Annotated in this window: 15 protein-coding genes; 9 read left to right on the plus strand and 6 right to left on the minus strand. The window is 63.3% G+C overall.

Going from position 1 to position 15,671, the window contains the following annotated elements; all coding sequences use genetic code 11:
* On the minus strand, positions 1 to 1,382 hold a 1,382-nt coding region (locus BUA05_RS14550), incomplete at its 3' end, for a FecR domain-containing protein (RefSeq protein ID WP_143150297.1).
* A 174-nt stretch (positions 1,383 to 1,556) separates the two neighbouring features.
* Here BUA05_RS14550 and BUA05_RS09880 point away from each other — a divergent pair.
* Complete coding sequence (locus BUA05_RS09880) at positions 1,557 to 3,167, plus strand: ShlB/FhaC/HecB family hemolysin secretion/activation protein (RefSeq protein WP_072674703.1); 1,611 nt, start codon at positions 1,557 to 1,559, stop codon at positions 3,165 to 3,167.
* A 33-nt stretch (positions 3,168 to 3,200) separates the two neighbouring features.
* Here the strand turns inward: BUA05_RS09880 and BUA05_RS09885 are convergent, their stop codons facing one another.
* The 3 genes from BUA05_RS09885 to BUA05_RS09895 form a co-directional block, all read right to left on the minus strand.
* Complete coding sequence (locus BUA05_RS09885; protein ID WP_072674705.1) at positions 3,201 to 4,010, minus strand: SDR family oxidoreductase; 810 nt, start codon at positions 4,008 to 4,010, stop codon at positions 3,201 to 3,203.
* Between the two features lie 3 nt (positions 4,011 to 4,013).
* Positions 4,014 to 5,153 (minus strand): acyl-CoA dehydrogenase family protein, encoded by a 1,140-nt coding sequence (locus BUA05_RS09890; protein WP_072674706.1) that lies wholly within the window; start codon positions 5,151 to 5,153, stop codon positions 4,014 to 4,016.
* A 151-nt stretch (positions 5,154 to 5,304) separates the two neighbouring features.
* Positions 5,305 to 6,513: an acyl-CoA dehydrogenase family protein gene (locus BUA05_RS09895; protein ID WP_072674707.1), complete on the minus strand. Its 1,209-nt coding sequence runs from the start codon at positions 6,511 to 6,513 to the stop codon at positions 5,305 to 5,307.
* 214 nt (positions 6,514 to 6,727) lie between these two features.
* Between BUA05_RS09895 and BUA05_RS09900 the strand changes: the two genes are divergently transcribed.
* The 6 genes from BUA05_RS09900 to BUA05_RS14785 all read left to right on the plus strand — a co-directional run bounded on the left by BUA05_RS09900 (position 6,728) and on the right by BUA05_RS14785 (position 13,113).
* Positions 6,728 to 8,224, plus strand: coding sequence for an MFS transporter (locus BUA05_RS09900; protein WP_245790163.1), 1,497 nt, complete (start codon positions 6,728 to 6,730; stop codon positions 8,222 to 8,224).
* Between the two features lie 91 nt (positions 8,225 to 8,315).
* Positions 8,316 to 9,650, plus strand: a complete 1,335-nt coding sequence (locus BUA05_RS09905; RefSeq protein WP_072674708.1) for an acyl-CoA dehydrogenase family protein — start codon at positions 8,316 to 8,318, stop codon at positions 9,648 to 9,650.
* A 132-nt stretch (positions 9,651 to 9,782) separates the two neighbouring features.
* On the plus strand, positions 9,783 to 10,871 hold the full coding sequence (locus BUA05_RS09910) for a Zn-dependent alcohol dehydrogenase (RefSeq protein ID WP_072674709.1): 1,089 nt from the start codon (positions 9,783 to 9,785) through the stop codon (positions 10,869 to 10,871).
* Positions 10,872 to 10,886: 15 nt separating this feature from the next.
* Positions 10,887 to 11,957, plus strand: a complete 1,071-nt coding sequence (locus BUA05_RS09915; protein ID WP_072674710.1) for a phosphotransferase family protein — start codon at positions 10,887 to 10,889, stop codon at positions 11,955 to 11,957.
* Positions 11,958 to 12,072: 115 nt separating this feature from the next.
* Positions 12,073 to 12,909: a 2,3,4,5-tetrahydropyridine-2,6-dicarboxylate N-succinyltransferase gene (gene dapD / locus BUA05_RS09920; protein ID WP_072674711.1), complete on the plus strand. Its 837-nt coding sequence runs from the start codon at positions 12,073 to 12,075 to the stop codon at positions 12,907 to 12,909.
* A gap of 51 nt (positions 12,910 to 12,960) precedes the next feature.
* Positions 12,961 to 13,113, plus strand: coding sequence for a hypothetical protein (locus BUA05_RS14785; protein ID WP_169711464.1), 153 nt, complete (start codon positions 12,961 to 12,963; stop codon positions 13,111 to 13,113).
* On the opposite strand, the gene BUA05_RS09925 is transcribed toward BUA05_RS14785, so the two are convergent.
* Positions 13,114 to 14,406: a dipeptidase gene (locus BUA05_RS09925; RefSeq protein ID WP_072674712.1), complete on the minus strand. Its 1,293-nt coding sequence runs from the start codon at positions 14,404 to 14,406 to the stop codon at positions 13,114 to 13,116.
* A gap of 65 nt (positions 14,407 to 14,471) precedes the next feature.
* Here BUA05_RS09925 and BUA05_RS09930 point away from each other — a divergent pair, with 65 nt between their 5' ends.
* Positions 14,472 to 14,939, plus strand: coding sequence for a cupin domain-containing protein (locus BUA05_RS09930; protein ID WP_072674713.1), 468 nt, complete (start codon positions 14,472 to 14,474; stop codon positions 14,937 to 14,939).
* Positions 14,936 to 15,322, plus strand: coding sequence for a DoxX family protein (locus tag BUA05_RS09935; RefSeq protein ID WP_072674714.1), 387 nt, complete (start codon positions 14,936 to 14,938; stop codon positions 15,320 to 15,322). Before BUA05_RS09930 ends, BUA05_RS09935 begins: the two co-directional genes overlap by 4 nt.
* Before the next feature lie 97 nt (positions 15,323 to 15,419).
* Here BUA05_RS09935 and BUA05_RS09940 read toward each other — a convergent pair whose 3' ends face one another.
* Positions 15,420 to 15,671 (minus strand): SWIB/MDM2 domain-containing protein, encoded by a 252-nt coding sequence (locus BUA05_RS09940; RefSeq protein ID WP_072674870.1) that lies wholly within the window; start codon positions 15,669 to 15,671, stop codon positions 15,420 to 15,422.

Here is a 15,671-nt window from a genome sequence, read left to right on the forward strand (position 1 = left end):
CCGTTGCCATTGCCGCCGCCATTGCCATTGCCGTTGCCACCGCGGCCGTCATCATCATCGCGGTCATCATCGCGGTCATCATCGCGGTCGTCGTCGCGGTCGTCGTCGCGATCATCGTCACGGCCATCGTCGCCGTTATCATTGCCGCCGCCGTTGCCGTTGCCGTTGCCGTTGCCGTTGCCGCCGCCGTTGCCGTTGCCGTTGCCGTTGCCGTTGCCGTTGCCGTTGCCGTTGCCGTTGCCGTTGCCGTTGCCGTTGCCGTTGCCGCCGCCGTTACCGTTACCGTTACCGTTACCGTTACCGTTACCGTTACCGTTACCGTTACCGTTACCGTTGCCGTTGCCGTTGCCGCCACCGTTATTATTCGCGTTGCCTTGGCCGTTCACGTTGCTCTCGCCCTGGCTCTCGCCATTGACCTGAGCATCACCATTGCCATTGCCATTGCCATTGCCATTGCCATTGCCATTGCCATTGCCACCGCCGTTATCGGCCGACGCGCAATTGCCGCGGAAACAGGCATTGTCATCCCCGCCACCTTCTTCCGGATTGCTGAAAGGAGGAGCCGATCCGCGTGCGGTGTTGTCGGCTGCCACCGCCGCCGCGAGGACAGCCACCTCGCCCGAAACGAACCCGTTCGAATAGCCTCTCAGGTCTCCTGGCGTGCTGGCAATAGTCTGCTCGATCCGCGATCCGCCACGTTCAGGCAGGGCGGCTGGCTCTGGTTGCATGGTCGCGCGGGCAGGCGCCGCTGCCGGAGCGGCTGCCGCAGGAGCAGCGGCCGGAGCGGCGGCCGGACGCGCAGGAGAATCGATCACCCTGCGTCCCTCACCCTCGACCACCAGCCGCATCGTGTCGGCCGCGGCCACCATCGCCACCGCGCCCGGCAGCACCAGTTCGCGCGCGCCGCCATCGGGGGTCGACGCTTCGACCGCGCCCTCTGTCACCTGCAAAGTCGCACCATCCTCGCCGACGGCAATGATGAAAGTCGTGCCCTTCACCACCGCCGCAAGATAGGGGGTTTGCACGCCGAAATGCGGATCGGCCTGCTTGCCGATGTTGAACAGCGCGCTGCCATAGTCCTGAATCACCTGGATGATCGAACGGCTGCGCGCTTCCTCGGGTATGCGGATCTGCGCGTTCTGCCGCAGCGTCACGAATTCGCGCCCGCGCACCAGCACCGCCGATGAACGAGCCTGTGTGCGCACCTTGGCGCCAGCAGCGATGGCCTGACCATTGGTAGCCGGACGCTCTCCGCGAGTGTCGATGACCAGCACCGTTCCCGTGGTCTCGCTAATCGTCCACGCACCCCTTTCGGCGAGCGCAGGCGTGCCAGCGAACAGCATTACAACCAATGGCAAAAACAGGCGCGACAACAAGCGCATAACGATCTCCTTGCCTGCCCGTTACTACCAGACTTACTCTAATGATCTTTACGTGGTTGGTGAATAAAACGTTAAGCTGACTATTGATTAACTTTTGTAACCTAAGCCGTGGCGTCGTTGCATGGGAGCGCCCGGTTCTTGCGTTGGGTTAAGATTGCTGCATTTGGACCACTTTTGCTCGCCGGTCATGGACTGGCGGCGCAGGATGCGTTCGACCGCACCAATCCATCGCAGCAGGTCACGCGTGAGCGCCCCGTGGATACCATCGAGCAACCGATCCGGATCGAGATGCAGCCGGTGCTCCGAATCCCGGAATCGAATCGGACCGGCGCTGATCTTGCGGTTGGCGCGATTGTGATCGATGGGCTTGAAGTGCTTGAACGCGCCGATTTCGCCACCGTAATTGAACCTTTTGCCGGGCGGATGCTCGACGACCGCGAACTGCGCCGTCTCGCGGATGCCATCGCCGGCCACGCCCGCGAGCGTGGCTTTATCCTGGCGACCGCATGGATCCCCGAACAGGCGCTGGCCGGCGGGATGCTGCGCATCCGGGTGGACGAGGGCACGATTGACGATATCCGGGTCGAAGGGTCGGATGATCCTGTCATCCGCGGCCAGTTGCAGAACCTGTTGAATGGCAGGCCCGTCACCCTCGCAGCGCTGCAACGCGAAATTCTGCTGGCCGACGATCTGCCGGGCGTCTGGATCCGCGCAACCCGGTTTGAACGCGACGGTGATAGCCGCATTCTCGTGGTCGATGCCCGACGCGAGAGCTTTGCCGGCTCGGCGCTGCTGGCGACTGACGGGACCAAACCGGTCGGCCCGATCCGGACACGGATCGATCTTGATGCCAATGGCCTGATCTCGCCGCGCGACCGGGTCGATCTCAGCTTTTCGACCACCCCGCTCGATCCGGAAGAACTGGCCTTTTTCAGCGCCCGCTACAGCGTGGTGGTCAATGATAGCGGCACCAGCGTTGGGCTGTTCGGCTCCTATTCACGCACCGAGCCGGGTGCCTATCTCGCCAACCGCGAACTGCAGGGCGAATCGTGGCGGGGCGGCGTGAGGATGCGCCATCCGCTGATGCGCTCCGTAGAACGCAGCCTGTGGCTGGAGACGAGCGCGGAGCTGCAGAATTTGCGTCAGGACAGTTTCGGCCTGCTTGCCCGACAAGACCGGATCGCCCTTGCGCGGGTGGGCCTTTACGGCTTCGGCCCCGTGGCCGGAGGAACATTGCAAGGCCGCGCCACCATTACGCAGGGTCTCGACATCCTTGGCGCCACGGCGCTGGGCGATCCGCTCGCCTCGCGCGGCGATGCTCCGCCCGACTTCACGACCCTTTCATGGTGGCTGAACTGGCGGCGCGGACTGGCCGCGCGGGTCAGCCTTTCACTGGCGGCGAGCGGGCAATTCTCGACCGAACCATTGCTGATCGGAGAAAACTTCGCGCTGGGCGGCAATGCCTTCCTGCGCGGCTATGATTTTGCCCAGCGCATCGGCGATCAGGGCATCGCCGGAGTGGGTGAGCTGCGTTACGACTGGCCCGACGCGCTCGGCACGCTGAGGCGCCTGCAGCTCTATGCCTTTGCCGATGGCGGCACGGTGACAAACCTTGCAGACGGGCGCGGCAGCGGCACGCTCGCTTCCAGCGGCGCGGGATTCCGGGCCGATGTCACCCGCAGTCTCGACTTCGATCTCGAAATCGCCGTGCCACTGACCGAGGATCGCTACGATACCGACGACAGATCGCCGCGCATCAACCTGCGCGTGAGCCAGTCGTTCTGATATTGCTGCCCGCCGGACGGCAGGTAAACAGGTTCAGCCCTTGCCGCCCGGATCGGCAAAGTGGCTGGGAAGGTGCGCGTTGACGACACCGCCATCCACCGTCAGCGTTTCGCCCACCACATAATCGCCTGCGCGGCTGCACAGATAGATCGCGGCCGCCGCCATGTCTTCCGCCGTGCCGATACGCTTGGCCGGGATGCCCGAAGCCGATGCATCGGGCGCGTCCTTGGCGGCCTTGTTCATCTCGGACGGGAAGGCGCCCGGAGCGATCGAGGTGACGATGATATTGTCCTCGACCAGCCGCGCCGCCATGCGCCGGGTCAGCTGGATCACCGCCGCCTTGGAGGCCTGATAAGCATAGGTCTCCCACGGATTGATCCGCTGCCCGTCGATCGAGGAAACATGGATCACCTTGGCCGGATGGCCTTGCTTGCCGCCTTCGACCAGCAAGTCGTGGAGCTTCTGGGTCAGAAAGAACGGAGTCTTGACGTTCAAGTCCATCGTCCGGTGCCATCCCGCCTCATTGAATTCGAGGTAAGGCTGGCCCCAGGCGGCACCCGCATTGTTGATCAGGATATCAAGCCGGGTCTCGCGTGATTTCAGCGCGTTGGCAAGCCCGACCATGCCATCCATCTGGGAGAGATCGGCCGGGATGCCGATGACGCGATCGGCACCGAATTCGTCGATCGTCTCCTGCATCTGCTCGACCTTGCGGGCCGAGATGTAGACCCGCGCGCAACCGGCGGCGAGCAGGCCTTCGACGAACATCTTGCCGATGCCGCGCGAACCGCCAGTGACCAGCGCGATGCGCCCTTCGAGGCTGAAAAGTGATTGAATATCCATGTGTCAGTATCCACTCAAGGTCGCCACGCGGCCCGCGTGGAAATAGGCATCGCCCAGGAATTCGGCCAAGGCGCGATCGCGCTTCATGTAAAGGCCGATGTCGTATTCGTCGGTCATGCCGATGCCGCCATGCATCTGCACGCCTTCCTGCACCGCGAGACGCGCTGTTCTGGCGACCTTGGCCTTGGCGACGCTGGTCATCAGATCGGCCTGTTCGCTTCCGGCATCGAGCAATTGCTGTGCCTTGATGGTGACAGCACGGGCAATCTCAACTTCGGAATAGAGGTGGCTGGCGCGGTGCTGGAGCGCCTGAAATTCGCCGATCAGCTTGCCGAACTGCTTGCGCTGCTTGAGGTAATCGACGGTCATGTCCATCGCCCCGCTGGCAACGCCCACGCCCTCTGCCGCTGCGCCGATACGGCCGGCCAGCAGCATTGCATCAAGGACATCGCGCCCGCCGTCGATCTCGCCGATCACGGCATCGCCATCGAGCTCGACACCGTCAAATCTGGTGTGGGTCGCCATGGAAGAATCGAGCAGCCGCACCGCATCATGGCTCATGCCGCTGGCATCCTTGGGCACGGCGAACAAGGTGATGCCATCCGCATCCTCGTCCGAGCCCGATGTCCGCGCGGCGACCACGATCATGTCGGAGCTGCTGCCATGGATGACGAAGCTCTTGGCGCCGGACAGCTTGAACCCGTTGCCCGATTTTTCTGCGCGGGTGGCGATGCGGCCGGGGCGGTGCTTGGCGGTTTCGTCGATGGCGACGGCAAACACGCTATCGCCCGCGATCAGGCCCGGCAGGTAGCGGCCCTTCAAGTCATCCGAACCATGCTTGAGCGCAGTCGCAGCCATCACCGAAGATGTGAGGAACGGCGAAGGGGTAAGGTTGCGCCCGATTTCTTCGAGCACGATCCCGGCTTCGACATGGCCCATGCCCAGCCCGCCGTCGGCCTCGTCCACCAGCATCCCGGTAAAGCCCATTTCGGCCATCTGCTTCCACAAGCCGTGGCCGAAGCCGTCCTTGCAATTGCGGTCGCGCCAATGGCGCAGCTGTTTGGCGATGTTGCCTTCTTCGGCCATGAAGCTGCTGGCGGTATCGGCCAGCATGGCCTGATCGTCATTGTGATACAGGGGCATTTACGTTCTTCTCCCAATTCTCCCCTCCCGCCTGCGGGAGGGGCAGCGAGACTTGCCAGCTTGCTGGCTAGTCGCAGCGGGGTGGGCTTTCGAGCGGTTGCGCCTGCCCACCCCAGACCCCTCCCGCAAGCGGGAGGGGAGAATGACGTGCTCAGGCTCCCGGCAGATCGAGAATGCGCTTGGAAATCACGTTGAGCATGACTTCCGAAGTGCCGCCCTCGATCGAGTTCGCCTTGGTGCGCAGCCAGCCGCGGGCAGGCTTGCCGCCGCCGGTATCCTCGCTCTCCCATTCAAGGCTGCGCGAACCGCCGACCGCCATCATCAATTCGTGGCGGCGCTTGTTCAATTCGGTGCCGACATATTTCATCATGTTGGGCTGCGCGGGATGCGCCTTGCCGACCTTGATTTCGTCCAGGAACTTCTCGCCCATCGCGGTGTAGGCCAGCGCATCGACATCGAACAACGCCAGTTCGGCGCGCAGCACCGGGTCGATCTCGTCACCGAGTTTCGCCGCGTGGCGCTTCATCATCGCGCCGATTGCCGCGGTGCGATCCCCGCCGCCCGCGCCCGAAATCATCTCGCGTTCGTGGCCGAGCAGATACTTGGCCACATCCCAACCGCGATTGACCTCGCCGACATAGGCCGGGCAATCCTCACCATAGGATTTGGGCACCGCGACATTGTCGAAGAAGGTTTCGCAGAAGGGCGAATTGCCGCTGATCAGCAGAATCGGCTTGGTCGTCACCCCTTCGCTTGCCATGTCGAACAGCATGAAGGTGATGCCCTTGTACTTGTCTTCCTTGTTGGTGCGGACAAGGCAGAAAATCCAGTCGGCCTGATCGGCATAGGACGTCCAGATCTTCTGGCCGTTCACGACCCAGTGATCGCCCCCCGCCGGATCAACAACTTCTTCGCCAAAGGTCTGCAAGGAAACCAGATCGCTGCCTGAACCGGGTTCCGAATAGCCCTGGCACCAGCGGATTTCGCCGCGGGCGATTTCATTCAGGAAACGCTGCTTCTGCCCTTCGGTGCCGAAATGCAGGAGCGCGGGGCCAAGCATCCAGATGCCGAAGCTGCTGAGCGGCGGGCGCGCATTGATGCGGCTCATTTCCTCGCGCAGCACCTTGGCTTCGGCAGCCGAAAGGCCAGCGCCGCCATAGGCCTTGGGCCAGGCGGGCACGGTGTAGCCCTTGGCCAGACAGGCGTCGAACCACGCCTTTTGCGCAACATTCTTGAAGGTCGCGCGGCGGCCGCCCCAATAGACGTCGTCCTCGTCGCGCACCGGCTCGCGCATTTCGGCCGGGCAGTTGGCTTCCAGCCACGCGCGCGTTTCGCTGCGGAATGTTTCCAGATCGGACATTGCGCCGATTCTCCTCTCGATTGGCTCCCACTTGACGCTTACGTTATCGGCATTTGGATGGCCGCTGCAAGCGATCTTCGTCGGCGCGGCGATGCCGTAACGTCAGCAGTGATGCGATTGACGAGCCGCGCAATCAGTCTAGGTTCGAAACCGAAAACGGGAGAGAGACATTGCCGGGAATCACCGGGCTTGCTGCTGCAAGAGACCGCTGCGCGTGAGCAGTGGCGCAGGCATCATAGCGGGCAAGCTGCCGATGCGGCTGAAGCTGATTCAGGGCTTTGGCGCGGTGGCGTTCGGCGTCAAGGACAACGGCTTTTCGTTCTTCCTGCTGATCTTCTACAATCAAGTGCTGGGCATGGATGCCAGCCTTGTCAGTCTGGCGCTGCTGATCGCGCTGCTGGTGGATGCGGTGGTCGATCCGATCCTCGGCAACCTGTCCGATCGCACTTACACCCGCTGGGGCCGCCGCCTACCGTGGCTTTATGCCGCCCCCATCCCGCTCGCCTTTGCGTGGGTCATGATGTGGAGCCCACCCACAGGCGAAGCACCGAGTTTCGGCGGACTGGTGATGATTGCCATTGCGGTGCGCGTGCTGCTGTCGGCGTGCGAAGTGCCTTCGGTCAGCCTCGTGCCGGAAATCACCGCCGATTACGATGAACGCACGACACTCTTCCGCTATCGGGCTATGGGCGGGTGGATTGGCGGACTTGGCATGATGGTGCTGGCCTACACTGTGTTCATGCCGGGGCCGGAAGGCCTGCTGCAGCGCGAGGGCTATTATGCCTTTGGCATCTTCGGCGCGATATTGATGGCGGTTTCGGTGATCGGCTCGGCAATCGGTCAGCACAGTCTGGTGGCCCGCCTGCCGGACGCCAAGCCTGCTCCCTTCACCATCAAGGGCGCCTTCGCCGAAATCCGCGAGGCATTTTCCGAACGCGCCTTCCTGATCTTTGCTGCAGGGGGCCTGGCGGCCTATATCCATCAAGGTCTCAATTTCTCGATCACCAATTATATCAATCTGTTCGTCCTACAGCTGACCCGCGGTCAGCTGATGTTCTTCCCGCTGGTGCTGTTTGGCGCAGTGGTGCTGATGTTCGTGACCATCGGGCCGCTGCACCGGCGCTTCGGCAAGGCAAAGGCCGCCGGGCTCGGCATGATTACCGGCACAGTGCTGGGGATTATGCCTTACACGCTGCTGCTGCTGGGGTTCTGGCCCCTGCCCGGCACCACGGCTTCGGCAGCCGCGTTTTTCGCGTTTGCGATGATGGCAACGGGTCTCGGCATCATTTCGCTGGTGTCGGCCACATCGATGATCGCCGAGATTGTCGAATCCTTCGAGGAACGCACCGGCAGGCGCGCGGAAGGATCGTTCTATTCGGGTAACTGGCTGGTGCAGAAATGCGCGACCGGAGCGGGGATTTTCCTTTCCGGGCAGATCATCGCATTTTCGCAGCTTGCCACCGATGCCGTTCCCGGCACCGTGCCGCAAAATGTGCTCACCAGTCTGATCCTGTCCTATGGCAGCGCCATGCTGGTGCTGGCGGTGATTTCTGCATGGTGGTTGGCGCGCTTTCCGATCACCCGTGAGGAGCACGAGGAGCGGGTCAACCGGCTGGCGGAACGCAGGGCGCGGGACAATCGCGATGCCGTAACGACAACCACCGATGGGCTATTTCTGGCCGCGGACGGAGTGCCCGCGCCCCATAAATGAGAGCTTGGCGCGGCCTCCACGCTCTGCCACGGTCACCCGCAGATTCGCCAGACATTTGGTTGCATTTAAGGACGAGAGAGGAACTACTCCCATGGATTTCGAACCCACCGAACGGCAGGTTTACTGGCGCGACCGCGTGCGCGATTTCATCGCAGCCCATGTGCGCCCCAACATGGCAGTCTATGACCAGCAGGACCACGAGGGCGACCGCTGGAAGGTGCTTCCCATCGTCGAAGAAACCAAGGCCAAGGCCAAGGAAGCCGGCATCTGGAACCTGTTCATGCCGCCGCGCAACGACAGCCATCACCATGTCGATGATACCTTCGAATTCGAAGGGCCGGGCCTCACCAACCTCGAATATGCGCTCTGCGCCGAGGAAATGGGCCGCATCGGCTGGGCGAGCGAGGTGTTCAACTGCTCCGCGCCCGACACCGGCAACATGGAAGTGTTCCACCGCTACGGCACCCGCGAACATAAGGAAGCCTGGCTGCGCCCGTTGATGAACGGCGAAATCCGTTCCGCCTTCCTGATGACCGAGCCGTTTACCGCATCGTCAGATGCCACGAACATCGAGACCCGGATCGAGCGTGACGGCGACGAATACGTCATTAACGGCCGCAAGTGGTGGTCTTCAGGCCTCGGCGATCCGCGTTGCAAGATCGCAATCGTGATGGGCAAGACCAATCCCGATGCGCAGCGTCACGCGCAGCAATCGCAGATCCTGATGCCGATCGACAGCCCCGGAGTGAACATCCTGCGCCACCTGCCGGTGTTCGGTTATGACGATGCCCCGCATGGCCATATGGAAGTCGAGATGGTGAACGTCCGCGTCCCCGCCTCGAACATCCTGCTGGGCGAGGGCCGCGGGTTCGAGATCGCACAAGGGCGCCTCGGGCCGGGCCGCATCCACCACTGCATGCGCACGATCGGCGCAGCGGAAGAAGCGCTGGAAAAGATGTGCCGCCGCCTGCAGGAACGTGAAGCCTTCGGCAAGCCGGTGTACAAGCATTCGGTCTGGGAAGAACGCGTCGCACGCGCCCGCATCGATATCGACATGACCCGTCTGCTCTGCCTCAAGGCCGCTGACATGATGGACAAGGTCGGCAACAAGGCGGCCAAGCAGGAAATCGCGATGATCAAGGTGCAGGCCCCGAACATGGCGCTGCGGATCATCGACGATGCGATCCAGGCCCATGGCGGCGGCGGCGTGTCGGAAGATTACGGTCTTGCCCGGAGCTACGCCAACCAGCGCACCCTGAGGCTGGCCGACGGCCCGGACGAAGTCCATGCGCGTTCGATTGCACATATCGAATTCGCCAAGCACGCTCCCCGTCCCGGCCCCACCGCCAATGCCTTGCGCGGCGATCATGGCCGGGCCGCTGAGCCGCAGAGCTTCAGCTCTGGTGACATGGGCGTGGCGCGGTAGACGCACCACCTCCAACACCGTTCGTGTCGAGCGCAGTCGAGACGCCTTGGCACGAACGGTTCTCGAACGCCCTGGCCTAACCGCCCGCCTGATCGGCGGGCGGGGGCTCGAACCGAATGGAGATTTGGATTAATGGCAAAAGCCGCGATCCTTGAACGCCCTGGCGAAAGCCTGACCATCGCCGAGGTCACCTATGCCGAACCCGGCCCGCATGAAGTGCTGATCGACACAAAGGCCTGCGGCCTTTGCCATTCGGACCTGCATTTCATTGACGGGCATTATCCCCACGCCCTGCCCTGCATTCCGGGGCACGAGGCGGCAGGTGTGGTGCGTGCGGTGGGCAGCGAGGTGCGCACGGTCAAGCCTGGGGACCACGTCGTCAGTTGCCTTTCCGCGTTCTGCGGGCATTGCGAATTCTGCGTCACCGGCCGCATGGCATTGTGCCTTGGCGGCGACACCCGCCGGGCCAAGGGTGATGCTCCGCGCATCGCCTTCGCCGATGGCACGCCGGTGGCCCAGATGCTCAACCTTTCGGCCCTGTCGGAACAGATGCTGATCCATGAACACGCCTGCGTCGCGATTGACAAGGACATGCCGTTCGATCGCGCGGCGGTGCTCGGCTGCGCGGTCACCACGGGGGCAGGCACGATCTTCAACGCCTGCAACGTCACGCCCGGCGAAACCGTGCTGGTGGTCGGCTGCGGCGGGGTGGGCCTTGCCGCGATCAACGCAGCGAAAATCGCAGGTGCGGGCAAGATCATCGCCGCCGATCCGCTCCCCGAAAAGCGCGCGCTCGCAGAAGTTCTGGGCGCGACGCACACGGTGGATGCGCTCGATCCCGACGCTGCGAAGCAGATCATCGCAATCTCCAATGGCGGGGTTGACTGGGGGATCGAGGCGGTCGGCCGGCAGGCCTCGGCTGATCTCGCGGTGGCAGCGCTCCGCCGGGGCGGTACAGCGGTCATCCTCGGCATGATGCCGCTTGATTGCAAGGTCGGTCTGTCGGCGTTCGATCTGCTCGGCGGCAAGAAGCTGATGGGGGCGTTGATGGGGATGAATCACTTCCCGGTCGATTTGCCGCGCCTTGTTGATTTCTACCTGCGCGGGCTGCTTGATCTCGACACGATCATCGCAGAGCGCATCCCGCTCGATCAGGTCAATGAAGGCTTCAACACGATGCGCGCCGGCCATTCGGCCCGCAGCATCGTGGTGTTCGACTGATGGGTATCGATTTCGATGGATATTGATTTTGACAAGGAAATGGTCGGCACAGTCGCAGTGACCGAAAAGGACGCGCTCGATCTGGGGGCGCTGACCGATTGGTTCGAAGCCAACGTCGAAGGCTTCACCGGCCCGATCAGCTACACCAAGTTCAAGGGCGGGCAATCCAACCCGACCTACCGGATCGACACCCCCGGCGCGTCTTACGTGCTGCGCCGCCAGCCCTTCGGCAAGCTGTTGCCATCGGCCCATGCAGTCGACCGCGAATATGCCGCGATGACGGGCCTGCATCCCACCGGCTTCCCCGTCCCGCGCACCTATGGCCTGTGCGAAGATCCGGCGGTGATCGGGTCGAAATTCTTCGTGATGAGCATGGCCGATGGCCGCAGCCTGTGGAACGGCGCGCTGCCCGGCATGTCCGCGGACGAGCGCCGCGCGCATTATCATGCGCTGATCGATACCATGGCCGACCTCCACCTCAACCAGCCCGAGCGCATCGGGATGGGCGATTATGGCAAGCCGACCGATTATTGCGCGCGCCAGATCGCCCGCTGGACCAAGCAGTACAAGCTTTCCGAAACCGAGCTGATGCCGGAAATGGAGCGGCTGATCGAATGGCTGCCCCAGACCATCCCGCCGCAGCACGGTTCCAGCGTGGTGCACGGCGATTACCGGCTCGATAACGTCATCTTCCACAAGACCGAGCCGCGCATCATCGCGGTGCTCGACTGGGAGCTTTCGACGCTGGGCGATCCGATTGCCGATTTCAGCTACCTGATGCTCAACTGGTTCCAGCCCGCCGATGGTCGTGCGGGGCTGATGGGGCTGGAACTTGAGGCGCTGGGCATCCCCACGGTCGAGCAAGCGGTCGAACGCTATGTCGCGCGCACCGGCTATCCCGTGCCGCCGATGGACTGGTATTTCGCCTATAACCTGTTCCGCCTCGCCGGGATCATGCAGGGCATCAAGAAGCGCGTGATCGATGGCACCGCCTCATCCTCCCATGCGCAGGCCATGAGCGAACGGGTGCGCCCCTTGGCTGAACGGTCTTATGAATTCGCCCGCGCTGCAGGCATGCCTGCGTAATCGGATCTTGCGTTCAGTCGTGCTTGCGGCCCTGCGAACCGGCTGCGTAACGCTTGCGGTAGCCCCCGGGCACGGCTAGCAGCGCGCCATTGCCGATTTCGTGCCGGAGGAACCCATGAGTGACAAGCTGATCGCCACCATCGAAGACGCATGGGAAACCCGTGCCGATCTGACTTCGACCAGCGATTTGCGCCACGCGGTCAGCGATGCGCTCGTCCTGCTGGACAGCGGCGAGGCGCGCGTCGCCGAGCCGGATGGGAACGGCGGCTGGACCGTCAACCAGTGGCTCAAGAAGGCCGTGCTGCTTAGCTTCCGTCTCAATGACAACCGGGTGATGGAATATGCCGCCGCGGGCGAATCCGCCTATGACAAGGTGCCGCTGAAATTCGCCGGCTGGGGTGAAAGCCGCTTCCGCGAGGCCGGTTTCCGTGCCGTGCCCGGCGCGATCGTGCGGCGCGGCAGCTTCATCGGCAAGGGCGCTGTGCTGATGCCGAGCTTCGTCAATATCGGCGCCTATGTCGGCGAGAACTCGATGATCGATACCTGGGCGACCGTCGGTTCCTGCGCGCAGATCGGCGCGAATGTCCATATCTCGGGCGGCGCCGGGATCGGCGGCGTGCTCGAACCGTTGCAGGCCGAACCCGTCATCATCGGTGACGGCGCGTTCATCGGGGCGCGTGCCGAAGTCGCCGAGGGCGTGCGCGTGGGCGAAGGCGCGGTGCTGTCCATGGGCGTCTATCTGGGCGCTTCGACCAAGATCGTGAACCGCGAAACCGGCGAGATTCATCGCGGCGAAGTGCCGCCCTATGCGGTGGTCGTCCCCGGATCGCTGCCCGGCAAGCCGCTGCCGGATGGAACACCCGGCCCCAGCCTCTATTGTGCAGTGATCGTCAAAACGGTGGATGCGCAGACCCGTTCCAAGACCGGAATCAACGAACTTCTCAGGGACTGATCCGGAACATCCCTGCTTGCCCTCCGTTGGTTGGGAAGGAAAGGAGGGATCATGACCGACCCCAAAGAACCTGTCCGCATCGAGGACGAGGATGGCCGGGCTGCCAGAACGCCTGGCACCCTTCGCTATATTCTGGGCATCAGCCTGGCTATGGCCATCATCGCAATGAGCCTGGTATGGATTGTCCCGGCGCTGACGCGCTGATCAATCGTCTGCGGGCATTGCGATCAGCGTCTCGAACGGCGCTGCATCCCTTACGCTTGCGGCATAGGCTTCCGCCTCGCGCATCACGCGCAGGGCGTTGCGGCTGGCGATCATTTCGAGTTCCGCCTGCGAATAGCCACGCCGGGCCAGCTCAGTGAACAATTCGGGATAGCCGCGCACATCCTCGAATCCGACAGGGCCTGATGGCATTCCGTCGAAATCGCCGCCGATGCCGATCGATTCCACTCCGGCGACTTCGCGGATGTGGTCAATATGGTCGGCCATGTGAACAACCGTGGTGACAGGTTCCGGGTTGGCCTCGTCCCACGCTGCCATCGCCGCTGTGACCGTTTCCGGCTGCCCCTGAAACAGCGCCCTTTGCCGCGCCTGCTCGGCGTCCCGGCGGGCGGACCACTGGCGGCGTTCCTCGTTCAGGAAGGCGGGCAACGCCACCACCATCACGATCCCGCCATTATAGGGCAGCCGCCGCAGCACCGTGTCCGGCACGTTGCGCGGATGACCATTGATCGCGCGCGCGCCCGAATGGCTGAAGATCACAGGTGCGCGTGCCACATCGAGCGTATCAAGCATGGTCGCCTCGCTGACGTGGGAAAGATCGACCAGCATCCCCAGCCGGTTCATCTCGCGCACGACATCCTCGCCAAAGTCGCTAAGCCCGCCATGCGCCGGGGTATCAGTCGCCGCATCGGCCCAGGGCGTGTTGCTGTTGTGGGTCAGCGTCATATACCTTGCGCCAAGCGCATAGAGCTGGCGCAGCACCGCAAGGCTTGATCCGATCGAATGCCCGCCTTCCATTCCCAGCAACGAGGCGACCTTGCCCTCGGCCATGGCGGTTTCGACCTCGTCGGCGGTGGTGGCATAGCGCAGGCCTGCGGGATAACGCGCGATCAGACGCTTGGTCACGTCGATCTGTTCGATCACCTGTTGCACCGCCTCGGCCTCGTCGGGATTGGAAGGGACGTAGACCGACCAGAATTGCGCCCCGACCTTGCCTTCTGCCAGACGGGCCAGATCAGTGTGCAGCGCGCGGCCTTCGGGATGACCCTCGCCGCTATTGGTGGTGTCCTCGAAGTCGAAATCATTGATCTGGTTCGCGCGCCGTGATCGCAACTGGTTGGGAACGTCGTTATGCCCGTCGAAAACCGGGGCCGCCTCAAGCGCGGCATTGGCAGTCGCAACGGCAGGATCGACAACCGCATCCTGCGCGGCGAGCGGACTTGCCAGCAGCAGGCTTGCAGCCAGGACGGTAAGCGAAGGCGCGAAAAGTTGCATGGGGCAGGTTCCCGAAGCTAGAGCGCCCGCACCCTGAAAATAAGGGGCAGGCAAGGACGTAACGCATGGATGATAGCGCGGCAGCACTGATCGAACAATTGGGCCTCGCCGCCCATCCCGAAGGTGGGTGGTACCGCGAGACATGGCGCGGGGCGGCGATCGCGGCAGGACAGCACAATCCCCGCGCGGATGGCCGCGCTAGCGGGACAGCAATCATCTTTCTGCTGCAAGCCGGTGAGGCTTCGCACTGGCACGTGGTCGATGCCGCGGAGCTGTGGCTGTGGCAGGCGGGCGATCCGCTCGAATTGCGGCTTGCGGCAAGCGATGAAGGCCCGGTGCGCTCGGTCATACTCGGCAGCGATGGGGAGGCAGGCCAGCAATTGCAGGGATTGGTCGCACCCGGCGAATGGCAGGCCGCGCGCCCTGCTGGTGAACCGCGATACGGCTACAGCCTCGTCTCCTGCGTGGTGGTGCCAGGCTTTGACTTTGCCGGGTTCACCCTTGCACCATCTGGCTGGGAACCGGGCGCTTGATCACGTCAGCGCTGCGCTGGCTGCTGGCGGCGTTCTATGCACTGGCGGGCGTGATCCACCTTGTCCGGCCCGAACCATTTCTTGCGATCATGCCAGCCTTCGTCCCGGCGCCGGAAGCGGTTGTGTTATGGACCGGGGTGGCTGAGATAGCAGGCGCGATCGGGTTGTTGCAGCCCTGCTCCTTGGCCCTGCGGCGCTGGGCGGGCTGGGGACTGGCGCTGTATGCGCTGTGTGTGTGGCCGGCCAACATCAACCACTTCGTGCTGGACATGGCGCGCGCCGACGGCGGTCTTGGCCTTGCCTATCATGTGCCGCGCATGGTTGCGCAGCCCGTGATCATCTGGCTTGCGCTATGGGTAAGCCGCGGCCCCGCTGCGGATTGACGCCTGACCAAAGCACAACGGCGCACGGCCCGTAATGGAACCGTGCGCCGCTGATGTCAGGCAAAGCCACAGGGCGCCAAAGCGACGCCCGGTACGCTTACTTGAGGTGCTTCGAGACCGCAGCGGTCATCTTGAACATCGAGATCTGGTCCTTACCGATCACGGCGCCAAGCTTGGCGTCAGGATTGATCTGACGCTTGTCCTTGCTGTCCTGCAGGCCATTGGCCTTGATGTATTCCCAAACTTTCGAGGTGACCTGAGCGCGGGTCAGCGGACCCTTGCCGATCACCGCTTCGAGTTCACCGGAAAGTTGCACCGGCTTCTGCAGTGCGTTGGTTGTGCCAGCCAT

Origin of the sequence: Erythrobacter sanguineus, from assembly GCF_900143235.1 — a bacterium.
GTDB classification, from domain to species: Bacteria; Pseudomonadota; Alphaproteobacteria; order Sphingomonadales; family Sphingomonadaceae; genus Erythrobacter; species Erythrobacter sanguineus.